This window comes from Paenibacillus sp. FSL F4-0243 (genome assembly GCF_037963295.1).
GTDB lineage: Bacteria > Bacillota > Bacilli > Paenibacillales > Paenibacillaceae > Paenibacillus_AQ.
The window spans coordinates 5,402,430-5,425,099 of sequence record NZ_CP150151.1; the positions used below are offsets into that span (position 1 = coordinate 5,402,430).

Below are 22,670 nucleotides of genomic sequence, written 5' to 3' on the forward strand. Positions count from 1 at the left end.
TTCAAATCATCCCGCCTGCTTCTTCAATTAAGCGTAATGCTTGATCATGGGACTCCGAATTCAAGATCACCGTAAGTAAAATATCTCTACCCGTCGGTCCTCCATCTCCGCCATGACTCATCCCACTGGCGCTGGTATCAGCAGCAGCTAGTATACCTGTGTGTGCACGCTCAGCAGTCATGGAGTCCATTCTGGCAACATTGCCTGTCACTGGGTTTACCCCTGAGCTAAAGCTCGTGCCTCCATATCTACTGAAGCGATCAACGGAAATTTCAATGGCCCGAAGTGCACGGAGCTTACGAGCAACACCCTCCGCTTCCTCAGGACTTTTAAAATAAGCCAAAATAGATCTTTCCGACATCTTATCCCCGCTCTCGCTTGAAATTCAGATATCTGTTGCATTCCTTTATATTGTCTTCATTTCACTTCTTTTATGCCCTTTTTTTCTCATACTCCACTTATTTACTGGGAATTCGACATTTTCCTCGACGCTTCCCTGCAATATAGTGCTAAAGTTGTATATTCGATTTGAAGTTATAGCTGTAGAATAAATTTAATTTTCATAATTTTTTACATTTTACGCTGAGGAGGAGAACTACAGATACACCCTGCAATATAAAAATTCATTTGGGAGGATGAACTTATTTGAAACGTACCTTTAAACACTCTATTCAAAAATTTGGTATTGGGGCGGCGAGCTTCGGACTGGCTGTTTCTGTCCTTTTTCCATCCGCTGCATTTGCGAACTCATCCCTTGAAACATCAACTAACCTAGCTAATAATGTACAGTCTCAAAGTGTGACCCCTCATAACTACGCGGGTGTGCTCAAAGGTTCAGCACCAGTATCCGTGATCGTGGAATTAACTAATAAACCAGTCAGTGTGTATGAAAATGAGGCTAAAACTTCTTCTTTACGATCCTCAGTCTCCTTACAACGCAGTAAAATTATCTCAGAGCATAAAAGCTTTATTTCCTCAGCGCAGAAAATCGATGCCGACATCGGTTTTGAATACAGTGAGATTTTTAACGGATATTCCATTACTCTGCCAGCCAATCAAGTAAACAAGCTGTTAGAGCTTCCGGGCGTTGCAGCTGTTTATCCAAATGATGAAGTACATGCGTTAGCAGACAGTCTAGAGGTAGCGACTTTGCCTGTTACACGTTCTTATTCGGACAGTGGCAATCTTATAGGTGCGGATACACTACATGCATTAGGTTACACAGGAGAAGGGGTACAGGTAGCGGTTGTAGATACCGGCATCGATAAAAAACACCCTTTATTAAAGGATAATTATAAGGGCGGTTACGATGCCTATGATCAGGATAATGATCCGTCAGAAACACCTCCTGATGCCAACTTCCCTCCAAAAAATGGTAGCCCATATGAAACCTCGCATGGCACTCATGTAGCAGGTACAATTTTGGATGTTGCACCTGAGGTAGATTTGTACGCGTATCGCGTACTTGGCCCTTACGGTTCCGGTCCAACAGCGGTTGTAATCGCGGGTATTGAGAAAGCGGTCGCTGATGGAGCCGATATAATTAACCTCTCCCTGGGCTCTGATGTTAACCAAAGCTATTCCGCAAGTTCAATCGCGATAGACAACGCCATAAAGTCGGGCGTGAATGTTGTAGTTGCCGCCGGTAACGCTGGACCGGATGTAGGAACATTGGGCGAACCTGCTGGATCTCAACTCGCACTTAGTGTAGGTGCTTCTACTACCCCAGTGAATACCCCATTCTTTGATATTGGCGATGTTAAAAAAATTCCAGGGACCTTAGCAACTTACTCCCCAGACTTAGTTGATAATATAGCTGGCAGTAAGATCGTTTACACTGGTCTTGGAGGTACTTCCGATTACACAAATTTGGACGTCAAAGATAAGGTAGTCCTTGTCGATCGAGGTGTGCTGAGTTTCGGAGATAAATCTCTAAATGCCAAAGCAGCTGGAGCCAAACTTGTCCTAATTGCTAATAATACTACTGGTGAAATCTCTCCCACCCTTGGTGCGCCTGGGAATTACGTTCCTACCTACGGAATTACTCAAGCAGATGGCAAAAAGATAAAAGCTCAATTGGATGCTGCTAAAGATATCATCAGTTACTATATAGGGCTTGAAGTCAATCAGTTAGCAAACTTCAGCTCAATGGGTCCGGGGATGCCGGATTATCTAATCAAACCTGATGTTGTTGCGCCAGGGGTCAGTATCAACTCCACAATTCCTAGCTGGAATGGTGATTACGAACACGCTTATGGCTTAAAAAGCGGCACCAGCATGGCAACCCCACATGTTGTAGGAGCTGTAGCTTTGCTACTGAGTGAAAACTCTGATCTTAAGCCAAATGAAATTAAAGCACTGCTAATGAACAATGCTGATCCTATCTTTAACCGTGATGGGAATCCTTACTCACTGTATCAACAAGGTGCAGGTTTAATTAATCTGGAGAAATCGGTAAACGCTAAATCCATCGCTAAAGTCGGAGAGAGCTTAATTAGCGGCCTTCCTGGGACTGTAGAAATCCCTTATTACACAGGTTCCTTATCCTTTGGCTTGCTCTCAAAGGGAGCTAGTGTAACGAAATCAGTCTATGTGGAAGATTTTAATAAGAATGGATCAACCTATACTCTATCCAGCAAATGGCTTACAGAAGTGCCTGATGACATTAGTATTAATATTGCACCAAACAGCGTTACCTCAGGTGTAGATCAATATGCACAATTTACACTAAAGGTATCTGACACCGCAAAAGAGGGTGCATATGAAGGGATCCTGTTCCTAACCTCTGATACTGAAACTCTTCATCTTCCCTTTAATGCACTTGTCGGCGATAAATTCAACTTAGAGCCTGTTAATCAGCTTTCTTTTGAAAGTCCACAGATCTCTCCTAATGGGGATGGACGCTCAGACGACACCACCTTTACCTTCTCTGTCAATGAAGAACTGGATGGCATAAGTTTCGTAGCCTCTCCAATAGATGCTCCTGCGACAGTTTTAGGTGAAGTTTATTCTATCGATGAAAAGGTCTATCGTGGCGTTTACGAGATTACAAATTGGGATGGAACGTTAACAGACCTGGAGACCTCCGCCAAGTCCACTTTAGCAGATGGTCATTACTACATCACTCCTGTGCTTCCTAATGGGCAACTGCTCGAGAATCAAAAGACCGAGTTCACAATTGATACCGAGAAGCCATTAGTTTCCGGCATCACACTTGAGGAGTATGAACGTGAAGCGCCAACCGATCCTGGTGCGGCTCAAATCAGCGGTTTTATTGATGATGACCTAATGGCCTATTATATTTCTAATACACAACCTATTGGAAATTGGTTTACCGTGTACGCCGAAGGTAAACATTATGATGGGAATACTTATAAATTCGGTGGAGTAATTGCAAGTAATGGTGCTTTTTCCATTGACGTTCCTGTTAACGAGGGGCTTAATGAGTACAAAATCTATGTGGTTGATAAAGTAGGTAATGGCGCGGACGACGATGATTATGCTCAGCGACTGCTTTATAGCACAGGAGATGGTATTTTCAATGTAACTCCGTCTCTATCTGCAGCCACCATTGATGTGGGACAACCGGTAACCGTTGATCTTGGGTATTCCGTGACAGATGAGGTTTATGGCGTCTATGGAGCTTCATTCGCTGTCATTTACGACGATTCCCTTGAAACACCGGTAATCCAGCCAAGCGTACAACTGGCTACGTATCAAGAGGAGAATTTCTCAGGTATTCCACTTACAGAATTCTCACAAACCTATGATCTAGAAGACGGCCGCAAACTGACACAGTATAGCGTCAATCTGTCAGGTGGTGCTTATCACGGCTCTGGCTCACTAGGCAAAATAACCTTCAAACCATCTAAAGCGGGAAAATACGACTTAGAGCTATACGATGTACAGGTCTGGAATGATGCTACAACATCAACGATCCCATCTGGTTTGAGAACGGTAAGCGTAACTGTTAACACACCTGAAACACCGAAGCCAACACCTACACCTGAATCGAATGTACCTACGGCAACCAGTGCTCCCGCTTCTGGAATTGCATTGAAATCTGGGAAGCTAGTAGAGACTGCAGATCCAGCAGGTGGCAAGTCTTCAGCGGTGTTCAACATCTTAGACACTGCATTAGCAAATTCGATCCAGAATGCAAAAGATAAAACTTCTGTACTTGATCTTAGCGATGTAAGCTTCAATAAATATAGCCAAGTTGTTGTTACTCTTACCCCGGCCCAAGCCGAGCAGTTAAAGAAATCGGAGAATGCGCTCCGCCTAAATGGTAATGGGTTTAATGTACTTATTCCAGCGGCGACACTTCCGGATTTCATCAACAGCAACGGCTTAACCCTTACGATTAGTCTGACCGATGCGGGCAACACAGCAGTTTTAGCAGGTAGCTCAGCAGCATTAAATATCGGTTCTTCCATTCTCACTATCAAAAATGGTTGGACAACCGGAAAGCCGATCATCCTTCAGCTTAATCTAAAAGCCAGCAGTCTTCATGATGCACGAAAGACTGCCGCTTATGTAGAATCAAAGGATCATAAATGGTCCTATCTACTACCTGGTTCTATCTCTAAAGAAGGGATTCTACAGTTTAACGTTACTGGTGACGGTTCTTACAGTGCAGCATCCCGAAAAATAAGCTTTAAAGATATTGGCACACACTGGGCTCAAACCGATATCGAAATCCTTGCTTCACATGGTATCATTGCCGGCAAAGGAGCCGATGGCAGCTTTAAGCCTGCTGACACTTTAAATCAGGCAGAGCTTCTAACGCTCTTCGACCGTCTACTTGGAAAAGGTGACACTTGGAGTACTCGCATCAAAGAAAGTGGATCTCGTGATGTGCTGACTCGCGAGGAAGCAGCTCTTATCATCGCTAAGGCTCTTGGTGCTGATCTTACAGTAGCCAAGACACCTTTAAGCTTTAAGGATGCCGATAACATCGCTGCGGAGGCACGCAACGCTGTAGCCTATGCTGTAACCAAAGGTTATCTCAAAGGTGTTACTGCGGACAGCTTCAATCCACAAGGTACATTGACTCGTGCACAAGCAGCAACAATTCTGAGCCGTGTGCTAGAGGACCTACGTTCTTCGAACAACATCTAGTTGCACTTTAAAAGAAAGCCCCAGCAGCCAATGACTGCTGGGGCTTTTTCGTCTATAGGTCACATTTGCGTTTCCGAGTCAGTCATCGGACTCAGATGACCTTAAACGCTGGATTATGCGATTTTTGGCATGCTAACGGACCCCATAGTCGCTATTGGCTTGAAAAGCACCGCATGAGATTGGCTAGCTTGTCCCTACTAACAGTCGACATGAGCAAACTGCCTTAATCAAAAAAGCAGAGCAGCGATCCCCAAATAACGGGAGGATCGCTGCTCTGCTGTATTATTTATTTACTCAATTAATGAAGTTAGAAATATCAGTCCCCGCGGAACGCACGCTTCACACGATCAAAGAAAGATTGCTCATGCTCATGTGTGTTTTCTCCATTTAGAGAGGCGAACTGTCGCAACAAATCTTTTTGCTCATCATTCAGCTTGCTAGGTGTCACAACAATGACTCTAACATGCTGGTCACCTTGGCCAGATCCACGTAGACGTGGAACACCTTTACCTTTAAGGCGGAAGAAAGTACCGGTCTGCGTTCCCGCAGGAATCTTCAGCTTCACTTTTTCCGTTAAGGTAGGAATCTCAATCTCATCGCCAAGTGCAGCCTGTGCAAATGTAAGCGGAACCTCGCACATAATATCATCGTTCTCACGTACGAAGAAATCATGCGATTTGACACGGATGACAATATACAAGTCTCCAGCAGGACCACCGCGTAAGCCGCCCTCGCCTTCGCCAGTCATGCGCAGCTGCGCACCGTCATCGACACCGGCAGGGATGCGTACATGAATCTTACGCTGCTTCTTAACTTTACCCTGTCCGCTACAAGTCGTACATTTTTCCTTAATAATCTTACCTGTACCACTGCAATGTGAACATGGACGACGATTACGCATCTGTCCAAGTGGTGTATTCTGTACGAATTCCTGTTGCCCACTACCATGACAAGTGGAACAAGTCTCTGGTTTAGTACCCGGTTTAGCCCCGGAGCCGTAGCAGGTATCGCAAGTTTCCGTACGTGGAATAGTGATATCAGTTTCTTTACCGAATACCGCTTCCTTGAATTCAATGGTCATCGTATACTGCAAATCCCCACCACGCTGTGGTGCGTTAGGATCACGACGTCCGCCGCCGCCAAAGAACATATCAAAGATATCGCCTAATCCTCCGAAGTCGCCACCGCCGCCTCCGAAGCCGCCCATACCTTGGTTAGGATCAATATGGCCATACTGGTCATATCTAGCTCGCTGTTGTCCGTCGCTAAGAACATCGTAAGCTTCTTTTACTTCTTTAAACTTAGCTTCAGCGTCATCTGCTTTATTCACGTCTGGGTGATATTGGCGCGCCAATTTCCGGTACGCTTTCTTCACCTCGTCGTCTGAAGCATCTCTACTGAGGCCAAGCACTTCATAATAATCGCGTTTATCTGCCACTGCTTTCACCTCCGTACATTACATACTCAAATTCCTAATTACCTGCCAAAGAAACCATTATACGATAAAACCCCAGGATCTGACCATCCAGTTCCAGCAGATGTTTATTCTTACAATATCAGAAGGCGCATTCGCGAAGAGTGTGCAAACTGATATTACAAAAGGAAAGTCAAAACACGGGATGACCCGGTTTTGACCTTCCCTTCTTAACTATATAAGAATTTATCAGTTACGCCCTATACACTTATCGTTTAAGGTTACCCTTGATTCTTATCTTCGTCAACAACCTCGTAATCAGCGTCAACTACATTGTCTTTCTTAGGAGCGCCTTCAGCAGCTCCAGCGCCACCTTCAGCACCTTGCTCTGCTTGAGCAGCTTGTTCGTACAGCTTCATGGACAACTGTTGTACAATCTCAGTCAACGCTTCTGTAGCTGCATTGATTTCTTCAAGATTGTCAGTTTCAAGTGCTGCTTTCACTTTATCTTTAGCTTCGTTTGCTTTTTCAACTTCGGAAGCATCAGCTTTATCACCAAGATCTTTGATCACTTTCTCAGTGGAATACACGAGTTGGTCAGCGCTGTTCTTCGCTTCTACCAATTCTTTACGCTTACGGTCTTCCTCAGCGTGAAGCTCGGCATCCTTCATCATTTGTTCTACTTCTGCGTCGCTCAGACCGCTGGAAGAAGTGATAGTGATCTTTTGGCTCTTGTTAGTGCCTTTATCAGTTGCAGACACATTCACGATACCGTTGGCATCAATATCGAAAGAAACTTCGATTTGTGGTACGCCACGTGGTGCTGGTGGAATCTCGTTCAGCATGAAGCGTCCCAATGTTTTGTTGCCATTCGCCATTTGGCGCTCACCTTGTAGCACGTGAATCTCAACGCTAGGTTGGTTGTCAGCAAAGGTCGAGAATACTTGGGATTTACTTGTAGGAATTGTAGTGTTACGCTCGATCATCTTCGTGAACACGCCACCTGCAGTTTCGATACCGAGGGAAAGCGGAGTTACGTCGAGCAATACAACGTCCTTAACATCACCAGTCAATACACCCGCTTGAACAGCAGCACCAAGAGCTACAACTTCATCCGGATTCACACCTTTGTGTGGATCTTTACCTGTAAGCTTCTTAATTGCATCTTGTACAGCAGGAATACGTGTAGAACCACCAACCAGAACGATTCTGGTAAGGTCTGCAGGCGTCATACCAGCATCAGACAATGCTTGACGAGTTGGTCCCAAAGTACGTTCTACTAGACCAGCAGTAAGCTCATCAAACTTCGCACGAGTCAAGTTGATCTCCAAATGCTGAGGTACTCCGTCAACTACAGTGATGAACGGAAGAGAAATAGTGGTTGTCAGTACGCCCGACAATTCTTTCTTCGCTTTTTCAGCTGCATCTTTCAAACGTTGTACAGCAGATTTATCTTTGCTCAGATCAATGCCTTGCTCTTTCTTAAATTCGGATACCAGATGATCCATAACCACTTGGTCAAAGTCATCGCCACCAAGTTTGTTGTCGCCGCTTGTAGCTTTTACTTCAAAGAATCCATCGCCCAGTTCAAGGATAGATACGTCGAACGTACCGCCACCAAGGTCATAGACAAGGATAGTTTGATCTTCGGATTTCTCCAGACCATATGCCAAAGCTGCAGCTGTTGGCTCATTCACAATACGCAAAACTTCCAAGCCTGCAATTTTACCTGCATCTTTAGTAGCTTGACGTTGGCTGTCATTGAAATAAGCAGGAACTGTGATAACTGCTTGAGTAACAGTTTGGCCAAGATATGCTTCTGCATCGGATTTCAGCTTTTGAAGAATCATTGCTGAAATTTCTTGTGGGGAGTAGTCTTTACCATCGATGCTTTCTTTATGGTTAGTACCCATGTGACGTTTAACAGAGCTGATCGTACGATCAGGGTTAGTAATTGCTTGGCGTTTAGCTGTTTCACCGACGATACGCTCGCCGTCTTTCTTAAAACCTACCACCGAAGGGGTTGTACGTGCGCCCTCTGGGTTTGGAATTACAACGGCTTCGCCGCCTTCCATTACGGCAACGCAAGAGTTCGTGGTTCCTAAGTCAATACCGATAACTTTACTCACAATAATTTGCCTCCTCTAAAGGTATATGGAGCATTCGCTCATTAAAATAATAAAATATTTAAAAAATTCGATTGGTACATGGTGGACAGATACTGCCCGTCCTATATATACAGATTACATGCTGACTTTGACCATAGCAGGACGAAGGACTTTATCTTTCAGGAGGTATCCCTTTTGGACCTCTTCCGTTACGATACCCTCTTCGTACTCCTCGCTCTCCACCTGCATAATAGCCTGATGGTATTCAGGATTAAAAGGCTGTCCTACTGTTTCCATAGCCGTAAGTCCCTCGGACTTCAATACCCCATCTAGCTGACGGAAAATCATATTAACACCCTTCACGAAAGCTTCGGATTCTGGGCTGCTAGGAGTAGTCACTAAAGCACGCTCAAAATTGTCCAGTACTGAAAGCAATTCAGTCACGAGCTTGGAGGTGGCATATTGAGCCAACTCTTCTTTCTCCTTCTGAGTACGACGACGGAAATTATCGAAATCAGCCTGCGCACGCAACGCACGTCCTTGATATTCATCAGCGAGATCCTGCAGACGTTTTACCTCCGAACCTGTGTCTGAAGCACCTTCACTAATTTCTTCTGCCGTAAATGAGTCGGTTTCCGAAACTACATCAGCTTCAGGTTCCTCATTTATCAAATCATCTTTGAATTCATTAGCATCTTGAACTTGTTCCTTTTTCAAGTTGTCTTCACCTCCTTAAAATCATTCATTAAAATCATTCACGTAATCAATGTTGACTCTGTTCACTTATACCAGTGTGCCAGCATCGCTGTCAAATCTCGGGATAAAATGCCCAAGATCCCCATCACTCTTGCATATTCCATTCGTGTCGGACCAAGGATACCAATGCTCCCCAGTGCCTGCCCATCAAGAGAATAAGTGGCGGTGATCAGACTGCAGTTAGCGAACGCTTCATGATTGTTCTCCGTCCCTATTCGGACCTGGATACCAGTGCCGCCAGTTGTAGGGGCCAGCATTTTGAGCAATGTAGGCGTCTCTTCCAGCAGATCAAGAATGCTTTTCACCTTGTCAACATCCTTGAACTCAGGCTGTGTAAGCATATTCGTCGCTCCACTAAGATAGATACGCTGCTCTTGATCACTTTCCAGCGCAATGTCTAGCACTTGCATTAATTCTTCATAATGTGAGATGTGACGCTGCATTTCCTCGCCAAGCTCGGAATACAGCCGAGTCTTCAGCTTATAGAGTGGTACATTGACCAGCTTACTATTCAGTAGGTTAACCACTTTCTCCATCTCGGAAACGGATATCTCCGGTGGAATGTTCACCGTACGGTTCTCAACTTGACCCGTACTTGTAACAATAATCGCTACAGCGGTTTTATCATCTAGTGGTAACAACTGAAAATGACGCAATGATGTATGAAAAACCTCCGGTCCCAGAAGGATGGAAGTGTAATTCGTCATATTGGAAAGAATCATCGCCGCATGTTGGATTACCTGCTCCATCGCATTCAGCTTCTCGGCAAAAAAAGCGCGGATCGTGCCCATCTCTGCCGTTTCGGCGGAATTCCACGGTACCAAATGATCCACATAATATCGGTATCCTTTATGGGAAGGTATTCTCCCCGCCGATGTATGAGGCTGCTCGAGATAACCCAAATCCTCTAGGTCAGCCATTTCATTTCGAATAGTTGCAGGGCTGTACCCTACATCACCCCGTTTAGAAATGCTGCGAGATCCTACTGGTTCTGCCGATGAAATATAATCATCTACAATTGCATTTAGTATCATTCTCTGGCGATCAGTTAACATGTTATCCCCTCCTATCGGCTGTTGGCTCCGATTCGTTAGCACTCGACTCAGATGAGTGCTAACCACTAATACAAAAATACCAAACTGACATTGACATTGTCAAGTCAGTTCAGCATCTTAAGTACTGCTATTTCATCGCAGGCATGCTGCTTTTTACAATTCACGCAATCTGTCCATACCTTTTCGGGAAAAATCTCTTTCTCAACAACTTCGAATCCGTTTCTAAGAAAGAAATCTACGGCGTAGGTTAGTGCCATGACCTTAGGGATTTTCTGGTTTCTGGCTTCCTCAACCAACTTCTCTAAAATCATTGAGCCTACACCTTTGCCCTTACCTTCGTCATTCAGACCGATCGAGCGAATCTCTACAAGATCATTCCCGAGTCTGAAGAGTGACCCACAGCCAACGAATCTGCCGCCAATTTCTGCAACAACGAATTGATCGATCTGGCGTGTCAGCGCCTGCCTGGAACGGGGCAACATGATCCCGCGCTGTGCGTATTCTTCTATCATCAGATACAACGGTTCAACATCTTCTATCACAGCATTTCTGCAAATCACCTGTGCGTCTCCTGCTGGAGACGAATGGCGGATCATTTCCGTCTTGGCAAGCACTTTAATTCACCCCTCTGTTGATAATATGAATAAATATACAACAGAGTGAATTACAATTCAAGGGGTATTTTAAAATTAAACTTCTGTCAGTGCGCCTACAAATTCCGCGAAAACATCGTTCCCGAAAAGGATCCCTTGCTTGCTGAGTCGATAAGTCCCCTCTTCGTGCTCAAGTAGACCCGCATGCAGCATCTTATGCAAGGATTTCGCAAATACATCCTCTATCGAACGCCCAAATTGCGCTTGAAAAGCCTCATTAGAGACGCCTTCATGCATACGTAAGCCAACCATCATAAAGTCCTCCATCGCTTCTGCTTCAGTAATTGGGTATGCGTCTAATCGAGGCAACCCTTTACGTGTAGCTTCAACATAAGGATTTACACCCTTAACATTAATATGACGCTGGCGCCCCACATATCCATGTGCACCTGCTCCGAGACCATAATAATCTTCATTACGCCAGTAAGTGATATTGTGACGACTCTCCATACCTGGTTTTGCGAAGTTACTGATTTCGTATTGGTTATAACCCGCTTCCTTCATAGATGACATCAACAAGAGGTACATTTGCAGTTCATCTTCTTCATTAGGAAGAGGAAGTTTGTTCTTATTAAATAAGGTGTGAAAAAGAGTGTTCTCCTCCACCTTCAAGCTGTAAATAGAATAGTGGGGTAAATCAAGCTCCAAGGCCTTACGAATACTTTCGCCCAGCATCTCTACAGTTTGGTTCGGCAAACCAAACATAAGGTCAACCGACAGGTTGTTAAGACCAACTGCACGAGCATTCTCCAAGCTGCGGTATACATCGTCAACATTATGAATCCGGCCAATACCCGTAAGGAGTTCGTTCTGAAACGCCTGAACACCAAAGCTCACCCGATTCACACCGCCTTCTTTCATAACCGCCAACTTATCTATATCCGTAGTTCCCGGATTTGCTTCCATAGAGAACTCGATATCTTTATCCCAGTTTGGGAAATGTGTCCGAACTGATTTTAGAAAATAAGCCATCTCATCCGGCTTCAGTACTGTTGGGGTACCACCGCCGACAAAGATCGTTTTGATAACACCCGGTGGAGTGTTCTTGACGGTCAGCTCCATTTCTCGATCCAAGGCTTGGAGATAATCCATAACCGGCTGATCCTTGAGAACGTAGGAATTAAAATCACAATAAAAGCACTTATTGGTACAAAAAGGAATATGAATGTATACGGCCTCAGGGGGACGGCCATTAGTATTCGTGGTCATTAGCTGTCTCCTTTATATAAAAATATCGTTTGACTAGTGTAATCTAAAAAACAAGAAAAGGGAAGCCTGACGGCTTCCCTCCAAGGGCGATCATTTATAAATGATCTCTATTTTAAAATACAAAAAAGTATAAGTTTTACGTTATCCTATATATTTTGTATTTCTCGCAGAAACGGATACTGTCCCTATAAGGACGGCTAAGCCGTTTCTTCTTAATATATCCGCATTTCCACGAGTTCTGCGCGTTCTCCTCCGTTGGTTTCATGAACAACGATCCGAACAGCATCCGTAAGGACAGGCTTCTCTAAACGATGTACGTTCTTCCGGCGATGATTGTCTTTGATGCGGAACATGACTTGCCACACGCCATCAATGAGTAACTCTACATCGTAAGCCTTTACTAGTTCAGGAATCACTAGAAATGGCGTTTCATGGTGATGTAAGTTGATAAGATCCTCATTAACATCATCGTTAAAGGTAAAATGAATTTCAGAGACTGAAGCAGCATCCGGGAGACGCGCCTCTACCCACTCCGTTCTACCAGCAGTCATCGGCTCAGAAACCCAGCTATGTGGCCCTGCAAAAGGTCGAACATACCCGTCAGTGACTTTGGATGCAGCATATGCGGATGTATCTACCGCAAAGCAGAAATGCCTGCGTACAAGCTGTTTCATGCTCCACTCCATCACTGGCTGATCTGGCTGATGATCCTCCAGCGCTGAATCGACTACAGGTTTCACGCCTCGCTCAAATGTAATAACACCTGTGATTGGGGTTTCTGAAATATGCAATTGAATATGCTCATTAGCTCGAATAATAGCGAAGATATTACATTCGCCGATTGAACTCCACTGCTCCTCTTGTACCGGAACATCAATCCATTGCTGCTCTCCAGCTTGTACTATTACAACATCAACCTGTCTACACTCTGCTGGAACGTAATTTTCCGCACGCCCAGTCGTCCATAGCTCAACGGTCAGCTCTGACTGAGTACTTGCTGACACAAGCAGCTTCAACCCAAGGATATTTCCTTCAACCGGAAACAAAATTCCTACGTCATGAGAAAGCTCATAAGCTTCAGCTGGTCGATCCAGTACTATGCCTTTCATCGTACTGGACGCATGAATCTCACTATTTCTCGCGAGATCTAGCGGATCTTCGTTGCGCAATCCAATAATCGAAGCATCTTGCTTTAACATCACCTGTTGCAATTCATGCATATGCTGCTTGCGAATTTCACGAGGGGTTACACCTTTGATGACGGATAATGCTGCACCTGCTCCAGCCGCTTCACCCATGATCGCACAGGTTGCCATGACGCGTGTTGTTCCAAAAGCCACATGAGATGCGCTGATATTCCGACCCGCGAAGAGTAGATTTCGCACATTCTTCGAATAGAGCGAACTAAATGGAATATGATAAATCCCATCCGCATGCAGATGCTTCGAGCCGCTCTCTTCTGCGTACATCCCTTGCGGTGGATGCAGATCAATCGACCATCCTCCGAATCCAATCCGGTCTTCAAATTCACGCTGAGCAAGAATATCATTTTGCGTTAAGATCGTATCGCCAACAAACCGTCTGTATTCACGTTTACCCGGAATTGAGCCAACCCACTCCAGCGTCATATTTTCGGCATCAAAATGACCTGAGTTTTTAATGTAATCCCAAATCCCATAAATAACAGAGGATAGCTCATCACGTATACGTTCATTCTCATCCACTGTATCAAGCTCACCGCCCCACTCAATCCACCAGTAGTGACAGCCTGAATCTCCACTCCGAATGACCCGACGGATCGGAATCGACGTTGTTGTAATATCCTTCGCGAACGATGGAGCAACATAACGAACCGGTTTTCCTGTATCCTGTGTATAAAACAATAATGTACTGCCTAATGTAATGTTATCAGGCACTTCAGGTGCCCATTCCTCATTAAATTCATGGTGTGCTTCACGTCCTAATCGGAAATCAGCTCCTGCCAGGAAGCCAACCAAACCATCGCCCGTGCAATCGATGAACGCCTCACTCTTGAACGTAATCAACCGCTCAGATCCCATCATCCAACCAATCACACTGCGAATCGTCCGATCCTCTGCCTCACCTTCCGCTTCCACTTCGCGTACATCGGTATTTAGGAACAGGCTGATATTCGACTCTGCCTTCACGGCTTCGAGTAAGGTTAGATCCCATAAGTATGGATTTCCCTCCGGGTTCCGGTATTGATTCTCGATGAATAACTCACCCATAATGCCTGTCTCACGTGCATATCGATTTACACCATGTCCTGTTGCACCACATACCCATACCCGAACCTCTGAACTCGAGTTACCACCAAGTACAGGACGATTTTGCACTAGTGCTACCTTTAACCCTAGGCGCGCTGCAGCGATCGCCGCGTTCATTCCTGCAAGTCCACCACCGACCACTGTTACATCGGATTTAACCGTTTCTGTTCTCATGTTAGTACCCCTCCTATAGTTAGCCTTTCACAGCCGAACTTGAAATCCCTTGAATAATGTATTTCTGACCCACAAAGAAGATAATAATCATTGGAATAATCGCAGCCGATGAAGCAGCCATCATCCCGTTGTAGTCCACATTGTTCTCAAGAATAAAATTCTGCAATCCAAGCGGAATGGTATATAGTTTAGGGCTTTGCAAGAATACAAGCGCATTCTCATAATCATTCCATTGCCAGGAGAAATCGAGAATAGCAAACGTTGCTATTGCTGGTTTCGCTAATGGCAGAATTAAGCGGAAAAATATCTTATAATGCCCCGCCCCATCCAAAAAAGCAGATTCCGTAATTTCCTTAGGAATGCTCATAAAGAACTGCCGAAGCATAAATACACCGAAGATTGAGAACATGGCTGGTAGGATCAGCGCCCAATGCGTATTGTAAATCCCAACCCAGTTAAACATGATAAACTTTGGAACAAAAAGTACCTGAGGCGGAACCATCATCATGGATAAATATATGACAAATAGTCCATCTCGACCTTTGAACGAAGTACGTGAAAATCCGTAAGCAGCAAGGGCAGATAGAAACACCGCCCCCACAGTTCCAACAATTGAAATCTTAAGTGAATTTAAATAATACGGAACAAAATCATGACTTCCTGTCCACACCCGAATATGATTGCTCCAGTTGAGAGATGAAGGCAGCCATTTGTTAAACACCTCGGCAGGTGTCTGAAAGGATGTGCTGAGCATCCATAGGAAAGGCACAATCATAAATAGTCCTAGAACAAACATGATGATCGTTACTGGCAGTTTCACCTTCATGTTTCCTGCTTTTTCATTCATACCGCCTGCTCCTTTAAATTATGGTTTCGGGGCCCCCCGCAAAGCTTCACTTTGTGGGATCATTTAGTAATGAACCCAGCGCTTTTGGCCGATCCACTGAATGACTGTAATGACGAGAATGACGGCGAACAAGAACCATGAAATGGCTGAAGCGTATCCCATATCGTAATAACTGAATGCTGTTTTATAAACGAATAGTGATAAGACCGTCGTACTTCCGCTAGGACCTCCAGCCGTAATAGCTTGAATAATCGAGAACGATTTCATCGTCATAATTAATCCGGTAATCATTAATAAGAAAGTTGTGGGACTAACAAGAGGCCATACAATTTTCCATGTTGTTTTGAATGTGCTTGCACCATCGATCCGGGCAGCTTCCAGCTGTTCTGTCGAAATTTCCTGTAATGCAGCTAAATATATGATCATATTGTAGCCAAGCATCAGCCAGATTTGTACGATATCAATGGCATACATTGCGGTTTCCGTATCCGCAAACCATCCTGGCGGCGATGTTATGCCAATCCAGCGAAGCATTTCATTGATGGGTCCCTGTGAAGGCTGAAATAGCAGCATCCAAACAAATGCAACGGCTACTCCACTGGAGATATATGGTAGGAAGAACATTCCACGTAATACGCCTTTAAGATACACACTGCGGTTTAGAAATAGCGCTACAATAAATGCGAGCACCATCGATACTGGAACCGATATCAGGAATATCACCGTATATTTGATCGAGGCATAGAAATTATCGTCATGGAACAATCGTTTGAGATTATCCAGCCCAGTAAATTGCCAATTCGGATTTGAAAATTGATAATTCGTAAACATGAGGACAAAGGAATAGATTGCAGGAATAATAAAGAATAAGAGAATACCAATCATATTCGGAAGAATAAAGGTCATGCCGATCCAGCCTTGTCTGTCCATCCAGCTTCTCCGCTTCACGGTATCGCCGCCTTTCGTATGCTGAAAAATGGGTACACGAAAGAGAAGAACGAAGAAATCTGCCTCCTTCTCTTTTGTGCTAACTATTTCATTATTTCAATAACTCTTGCGAACGGGTTTGCATATTCTTCATCGTGGTTTCAATATCTTGCTTATTTAAAAAGTATTTTTCATACTCTTCTTTACGTGCATCAATGGCTTGTTGAGTTACATTTAGCTGGAAGGACGGGAATTTGCCGAATACAATTTTATTCATTGAATCTGTATCATATTTGTCTTCCACACCCTTCATGAGAAGGCTCATTGCTTCCTTACTATCTACACTCTTAGAGGCTGGAATACGACCACCGCTTGCCATCGGCAGCATACCGCCATCCGCATACCATTTTGCGAACTCCCAAGCTGCGTCCAGATTCTTGGATTTCGCATTAAGAGAAAGCATGTCACCCACACCGCCCGAATATTTATAATCCTTTTGATCTTTATTCACTTTTGGAATAGCGGCGAACGCGGTTTTGAAATCATGCGGATAGTCTTTCAAGTTGTTCGCATTTCGGAAAATAAACTCACCTGCTGCCAGCATTGCCGCTTTGCCTTGAAGGAACATGGTGTCAACCGGCATTTTACTGGTCAGTTGCTCACCATATTCCGGTGTGGATTTGTCCACGAACATCATGTTATGCAATATTTCCAGGTGTTCTTTCCATAGATCATTCCCAAAGTTTGAAGTACCATCCGCCTGTTTCACACCCATTCCAGCAAGCGTACCGTCCATCGTTGTTGAGAAGGAGGAATCTGCCTGCAATAATCCGTACACACCAGGCTTCGTTAGCTTCTTCGCATACTCCTCAAGATCTGACCAGGTCCAGTCCACCGCAGGAATCGGTAATCCTGCTGCATCCAGCATATCTTTGTTCAACCACACAAACGCCATGTTTTTCTTTGTAGGAATCCCATAGTACTTATCATTGATTTTCCACATTGCTGCGTCCTCGCCGATCTGGCTGTCGATATCATAATCTGTCTTCGTGCTTAGATCCAAGGCAACGCCTGCATCCATACGTTTCTGTAAATGAGCAAGATCGTAGTTCATGAAAAGGTCTATGTTTTGATTGGTCATCAAGGCAGTATCCAGCTTTAAGTTTCCAGCATCGTCATTTACATTACGGATATACTCGACTTGAATGTCTGGATGATCTTTATTCCAGTTATCAATTACAGCTTGAGGCCCGGCTTCTGCCGGAACTGCCCCCCACATCGTAAGCTTTATTTTCTCCTTTGCTGTTTGTCCATTTGCACTGCCCTGCGCATCATTACTTCCACTAGTACCACAACCAGCCAGCATCGTACCTGCTAATAAGACAGAAAGCACTGCAGGATACCACTTTTTCTTCATCGATATCTTCCCCCTTGGAAGGATTATGTGTTGTGCTCTACGTCTATAACTTTATCATCAGAGCGGATTCTGGGGGATGAACTACATTTGGGAAACTATAGAACGTTTTTTGGTTCTTTGCGAAATTCATTTGGCGTGACGCCACACCACTTTTTGAAAATTTTAATAAAATAATTATCGTTCTCAAAGCCCACCTGCTGCCCAATCTCACTAATTGTTAGCTTCGTCTCTGCAAGCAGCATTTTTCCAGCCTGAATACGCCGCTCTTGAATATAATTCGTCAACGTTTTCCCTGTCTTTTTCTTGAATAAGTCACTTATATAGCTGGCATCCATTCGTATCAACTCTGACATGGATTTAAGCGAGATGTCCTCAGAATAATGCTCTTCAATATAAGCAATTATTTTGTTCATCTCCACATGATCTGTCGGTCCCGTTTGTTGCTTCTCAGGAAACCATTTATCGGCCTTTTTCATCTTCACCATTCGCTCCAGCTCGGCATGAACCTTATCCATGGTCTGCTTCAAACCTTGGAGATCTAAAGATAGCTTCAGAATGTAGTCCGAAGCCCCAAATACGAGCGCTTGCCGGGCGTATTCAAATTCACTCAAAGCGGTCAACATTACAAATCGGCAGTCGAAACCTTCCTCTCGCGCAACTTGAAGGAGCTTCACCCCATCCATCACTGGCATATTGATATCCGTCACTACCACATCTGGATGAAGCTCACGAATCATTTGCAAGCCTACTTCTCCATTCTCCGCCTCACCTATAATTTCAAACGGGATTCCAGCCTTTAAGAATAACTTCCGTATACTTTTAACCGCGGGTTGTTCATCATCCACAATTAACGTTCTCCACATGTGAGCTTACCTCCATCGTAAGGTTTTGAAATAAGAAGTGGAAAATGGATAATCACTTCAGTTCCTGTGTCTGATGATACAATGTCCATGCCTGTCCGTTGATTCTTGAACAACAGCTCTAAGCTCTCCCTAATATTCTGAACACCGATTCCTTTTCGTTTCCGTGCAGCCTTATTCAGCTGTGCTCTATCTATCCCCATGCCGTTATCTTTAACCTGCAGATATAGTTGCTGTCCAGTCACCTTAGCGGAAATATCAATTCTCCCTTGTTTCACAGACTGACCGAAGCCGTGAATCAAGCTATTTTCAATTAAGGGCTGAAGACAGAATTTAGGGATTAATGCGTACTGTAGTTCCTCGTTGATATCATATTGAATCTCAATCCCATGTCCGAAGCGTTGCCGCTGAATCTCCATGTAAGATTCAATTAGTACAATCTCATCCTTTAACAGAATCAAATCCACTTCAGTATTTAATGTTGTTTCCAATATTTTGCCTAGCGCAACACAAATTTCATAAATTTCATCATCATCTTTATCTAAGGCGATGCTCTTTATCGTATTCAATGTATTTAGTAGGAAATGTGGATTCATCTGCGAAAGTAATACCTGAAATCGAACGAATTGCTTCTGTTTTTCTTCAAGCTGAAGACGCTGCAACAGCTCATTTAAATCATGGATCATTATATTGAAACTCTGAGTCAGTGCAAGAATCTCTCCCCGCCCTTGCTCGGGTAATTTCATTTTGAGATTGGTTTTAGCGGTCATCTCCATCTTCTTCTGCAGCTTCTTTAGCGGCACTGTAATCGTCGATGATATAAAATAAGTTAATAGAACAAATAGCAGTAGTATGACTCCAAATACTGCAAAAAATCGTTGCTTCTGCTTATACACCTCAAGAAATAGCTGTGCTAGCTGTACCTTTTTAACGACATAACCATTCAACTCTTCGATGTAGCTGTATGTGTATAAGCTCTTCTCCTTCGGATCGATGATAGATGCAGCACGCTCTGTCTGCCGCTGGTGGTCACTCTTCACAATACTCTGCGCAATATCTGGAGAAAAGGTCTCATCCTTATCCGGATTAAGCATCATTCTCCCTGAGGCATCGAGCAGAAAAAAAGAACCTTCCTGTTTACTCCCTAACGTTGATCTAGTAAACCACTCCTCATAATCGATACTTAGCCTTGCATAGGCATAAATGTTAAAACCATTATCACGCATAACCTCATAGAGGCTAAGCATTTTCTTACTTGTTGTACTTTCCCGGACCACATTATTCTTGTCATTCGGATTCCATATATATCGATTCGCTCCTTCTCGCTTCAATGCTTGAACCCAATCCTCCGATTGGATTTCGTCGTAGCTCAAGGTTTCCCTCGGCATAAAGGAAGTGTATGCGTTTCCATGAAGGTCGATTAAAGTATAATACACCGTCGCTCCACTCATGAAGAATGTATTTTCAATCGCTCCAAACTTGTTTTCAACGAGCTTTTTTCTCGTGATTTCATCCGATTGCTCGGGATTCTTCATTATCGATAAAATCGTTGTATCTTGTTCAAGTAATGACCCTGTTTTCATAACGAGACTCATGAGATCAACAAAACCATTCTTAATCCCAATAAGCTGCTCTATGTTCTTCGTTTCCGCATTATCCTGCAGCATTTGTTCTGTCTCTTTGAAGTTATACAGAACGAGCATGGCAATGGGTGTTAGTACCAACAGTAAGAAAGCTAACAAAATCCGATTCTTAAAGGTACTTGGCGTAAGTTTCAAATATAATCGTTTCAAAAGAGGACTCCCCTTACAGTGTATGTGCTTACAATCCTTCCACCCTATTGTAAACTTCTCCTGCGCAAAAAAATAGAGCCGGGATATTCTCCCGGCTCTACCTAATTTCTACTCGTCGATCTTCAGTACTGCCATGAATGCTTCTTGTGGTACCTCTACGCTACCTACTTGCTTCATGCGTTTCTTACCTTCTTTTTGTTTCTCTAGCAGCTTCCGCTTACGCGAAATATCACCGCCGTAACATTTTGCAAGTACGTTTTTGCGCATCGCCTTAACGGTTTCACGCGCAACCACCTTCGTACCCACAGAGGCTTGAATCGGCACTTCAAACATTTGACGAGGGATAATCCCACGTAGTTTCTCACAAATGATACGACCGCGGTTGTATGCACGATCACGGTGAACGATAAAGGACAAGGCATCGACCTGCTCATTGTTAAGCAAGATATCCATCTTGACCAGATTCGAACGACGGTATCCGCAAATTTCATAGTCGTAGGATGCGTAACCTTTTGTACCTGATTTCAACTGATCAAAGAAATCATAAACGATTTCAGACAGTGGAATCTCGTAAGTAATCGTTACACGATTAGTATCAAGATACTCCATATTTACGAACTCGCCACGTTTGTTCTGGCACAGCTCCATTACGGTACCTACAAAGTCGTTAGGCACGATGATTGCTGCTTTAACATATGGCTCTTCAATGTAGTCAATCGTTCCGATTTCCGGATAATGTGACGGGTTGTCGATTTGAATCATTTCGCCATTGGTCAGCATAATTCGATAAATAACACTCGGTGCTGTTGTAATTAGCGGCAAATTGAACTCGCGCTCAATCCGCTCTTGAATGATCTCCATATGCAAGAGTCCAAGGAATCCGCAACGGAAACCAAATCCAAGCGCGCTCGAGCTTTCCGGCTCAAAGCTTAGCGAAGCATCATTAAGCTGGAGCTTCTCCAATGCCTCACGAAGATCGTTATAATCTGAGGTTTCAATCGGATACAACCCGCAATATACCATCGGGTTGATCTTACGGTAACCTGGAAGCGGCTCAGCAGTAGGATTCTTTGCGTCAGTGACAGTATCACCGACACGGGTATCTCCAACATGCTTGATCCCAGCTACGATAAATCCAACATCCCCGATGTTCAATTCATCGACAATGGTCATACGCGGCATAAATGCGCCAACTTCAATGACCTCGAAAGTCTTCTCAGTTGCCATCATCTTAATCTTCGATCCCGCACGGATTTTACCGTCCATTACGCGCACATAGACGATAACGCCTTTGTAAGGATCGTAATGAGAGTCAAAAATCAACGCTTTAAGCGGCTCTTCTGAATTACCGGATGGCGCAGGAACCTGCTTCACCACCTGCTCCAGAATTTCCTTGATCCCGATACCGGCTTTGGCAGATGCCATAACCGCTTCACTGGTATCCAGCCCGATAACATCCTCAATCTCCTGCTTTACCCGGTCAGGGTCAGCGTTTGGCAAATCAATTTTGTTGAGCACAGGTAGGATTTCAAGGTTATTATCCAGTGCTAAATACACATTGGCCAGTGTCTGCGCTTCAATTCCTTGAGCCGCATCCACAACCAGCAGTGCGCCTTCACATGCTGCAAGACTGCGGGAAACTTCATAGGTGAAATCGACGTGTCCCGGTGTATCAATCAAATTGAGATAATACTCTACACCATCGTCTGCACGATAGGTTAAACGCACGGCTTGCAGCTTTATTGTGATACCACGTTCGCGCTCCAGATCCATCTGATCGAGTACCTGTTCCTGCATTTCACGCGTGGTTAGTGCCCCCGTGTATTCCAAAATGCGGTCAGCTAGTGTCGATTTACCATGGTCTATATGTGCAATAATCGAGAAATTGCGAATTTGTTGTTGTCTTTTCTGAACGTCAGTCATTCCTTACCCCCACAGACAGCCTGATATTAATCCACTTATTATAACAGTACAAGCTTACTCCATCAATCCTGCCCTTACGTAAAACAGAAGAAACAGCTATTCACGTACCCGTGAAATAACTGTTT

15 protein-coding genes are annotated in these 22,670 nt (G+C 44.2%); 1 reads left to right on the top strand and 14 read right to left on the bottom strand.

What is annotated here, in order from left to right; genetic code table 11:
• Window position 1 precedes the first annotated feature (1 nt).
• Complete coding sequence (locus NSS87_RS24085) at window positions 2-361, bottom strand: hypothetical protein (RefSeq protein WP_042190997.1); 360 nt, start codon at window positions 359-361, stop codon at window positions 2-4.
• Window positions 362-645: 284 nt separating this feature from the next.
• Here NSS87_RS24085 and NSS87_RS24090 point away from each other — a divergent pair, with 284 nt between their 5' ends.
• Window positions 646-5,121 carry a S8 family serine peptidase gene (locus tag NSS87_RS24090; RefSeq protein WP_339243224.1) on the top strand — a complete coding sequence of 1,492 codons (4,476 nt, stop codon included), beginning with the start codon at window positions 646-648 and terminating at the stop codon, window positions 5,119-5,121.
• Window positions 5,122-5,437: 316 nt separating this feature from the next.
• On the opposite strand, the gene dnaJ is transcribed toward NSS87_RS24090, so the two are convergent.
• From dnaJ to lepA, 13 genes are all read right to left on the bottom strand, one after another.
• Window positions 5,438-6,559 carry a molecular chaperone DnaJ gene (dnaJ, locus tag NSS87_RS24095; RefSeq protein ID WP_042130386.1) on the bottom strand — a complete coding sequence of 374 codons (1,122 nt, stop codon included), beginning with the start codon at window positions 6,557-6,559 and terminating at the stop codon, window positions 5,438-5,440.
• A 257-nt stretch (window positions 6,560-6,816) separates the two neighbouring features.
• Window positions 6,817-8,664, bottom strand: coding sequence for a molecular chaperone DnaK (gene dnaK, locus NSS87_RS24100; protein ID WP_042190999.1), 1,848 nt, complete (start codon window positions 8,662-8,664; stop codon window positions 6,817-6,819).
• A gap of 114 nt (window positions 8,665-8,778) precedes the next feature.
• Window positions 8,779-9,360: a nucleotide exchange factor GrpE gene (grpE, locus tag NSS87_RS24105; RefSeq protein WP_339243228.1), complete on the bottom strand. Its 582-nt coding sequence runs from the start codon at window positions 9,358-9,360 to the stop codon at window positions 8,779-8,781.
• A 62-nt stretch (window positions 9,361-9,422) separates the two neighbouring features.
• Window positions 9,423-10,454 (bottom strand): heat-inducible transcriptional repressor HrcA, encoded by a 1,032-nt coding sequence (hrcA, locus tag NSS87_RS24110; protein WP_042191003.1) that lies wholly within the window; start codon window positions 10,452-10,454, stop codon window positions 9,423-9,425.
• Window positions 10,455-10,558: 104 nt separating this feature from the next.
• Window positions 10,559-11,050 carry an N-acetyltransferase gene (locus tag NSS87_RS24115; protein ID WP_042194380.1) on the bottom strand — a complete coding sequence of 164 codons (492 nt, stop codon included), beginning with the start codon at window positions 11,048-11,050 and terminating at the stop codon, window positions 10,559-10,561.
• A 93-nt stretch (window positions 11,051-11,143) separates the two neighbouring features.
• On the bottom strand, window positions 11,144-12,316 hold the full coding sequence (gene hemW, locus NSS87_RS24120; RefSeq protein WP_042191005.1) for a radical SAM family heme chaperone HemW: 1,173 nt from the start codon (window positions 12,314-12,316) through the stop codon (window positions 11,144-11,146).
• A 212-nt stretch (window positions 12,317-12,528) separates the two neighbouring features.
• Entirely contained in the window at window positions 12,529-14,778 is a 2,250-nt protein-coding gene (locus NSS87_RS24125; protein ID WP_339243230.1) for an FAD-dependent oxidoreductase, read from the bottom strand.
• A gap of 19 nt (window positions 14,779-14,797) precedes the next feature.
• Window positions 14,798-15,625 carry a carbohydrate ABC transporter permease gene (locus tag NSS87_RS24130; protein ID WP_339243232.1) on the bottom strand — a complete coding sequence of 276 codons (828 nt, stop codon included), beginning with the start codon at window positions 15,623-15,625 and terminating at the stop codon, window positions 14,798-14,800.
• Between the two features lie 63 nt (window positions 15,626-15,688).
• Window positions 15,689-16,573: a sugar ABC transporter permease gene (locus NSS87_RS24135; protein WP_231573337.1), complete on the bottom strand. Its 885-nt coding sequence runs from the start codon at window positions 16,571-16,573 to the stop codon at window positions 15,689-15,691.
• Window positions 16,574-16,664: 91 nt separating this feature from the next.
• Window positions 16,665-17,969, bottom strand: a complete 1,305-nt coding sequence (locus tag NSS87_RS24140) for an extracellular solute-binding protein (RefSeq protein WP_339243234.1) — start codon at window positions 17,967-17,969, stop codon at window positions 16,665-16,667.
• Between the two features lie 95 nt (window positions 17,970-18,064).
• A complete protein-coding gene (locus NSS87_RS24145) occupies window positions 18,065-18,832 on the bottom strand; it encodes a response regulator (protein ID WP_149647635.1) in 768 nt (255 codons plus the stop codon).
• Window positions 18,817-20,622: a sensor histidine kinase gene (locus NSS87_RS24150; protein WP_231573338.1), complete on the bottom strand. Its 1,806-nt coding sequence runs from the start codon at window positions 20,620-20,622 to the stop codon at window positions 18,817-18,819. Before NSS87_RS24150 ends, NSS87_RS24145 begins: the two co-directional genes overlap by 16 nt.
• Window positions 20,623-20,730: 108 nt before the next feature.
• Complete coding sequence (lepA, locus tag NSS87_RS24155; RefSeq protein WP_036677511.1) at window positions 20,731-22,545, bottom strand: translation elongation factor 4; 1,815 nt, start codon at window positions 22,543-22,545, stop codon at window positions 20,731-20,733.
• Window positions 22,546-22,670 lie beyond the last annotated feature (125 nt).

Bases quoted from the DNA above. Each gene is read 5' to 3' on its own strand.
- hemW (WP_042191005.1), bottom strand. From the start codon at position 12,316: ATGACCACGAATACTAATGGCCGTCCCCCTGAGGCCGTATACATTCAT.
- NSS87_RS24140 (WP_339243234.1), bottom strand. From the start codon at position 17,969: ATGAAGAAAAAGTGGTATCCTGCAGTGCTTTCTGTCTTATTAGCAGGT.
- hrcA (WP_042191003.1), bottom strand. From the start codon at position 10,454: ATGTTAACTGATCGCCAGAGAATGATACTAAATGCAATTGTAGATGAT.
- NSS87_RS24145 (WP_149647635.1), bottom strand. From the start codon at position 18,832: ATGTGGAGAACGTTAATTGTGGATGATGAACAACCCGCGGTTAAAAGT.
- NSS87_RS24115 (WP_042194380.1), bottom strand. From the start codon at position 11,050: ATGATCCGCCATTCGTCTCCAGCAGGAGACGCACAGGTGATTTGCAGA.
- lepA (WP_036677511.1), bottom strand. From the start codon at position 22,545: ATGACTGACGTTCAGAAAAGACAACAACAAATTCGCAATTTCTCGATT.
- NSS87_RS24130 (WP_339243232.1), bottom strand. From the start codon at position 15,625: ATGAATGAAAAAGCAGGAAACATGAAGGTGAAACTGCCAGTAACGATC.
- NSS87_RS24125 (WP_339243230.1), bottom strand. From the start codon at position 14,778: ATGAGAACAGAAACGGTTAAATCCGATGTAACAGTGGTCGGTGGTGGA.
- NSS87_RS24085 (WP_042190997.1), bottom strand. From the start codon at position 361: ATGTCGGAAAGATCTATTTTGGCTTATTTTAAAAGTCCTGAGGAAGCG.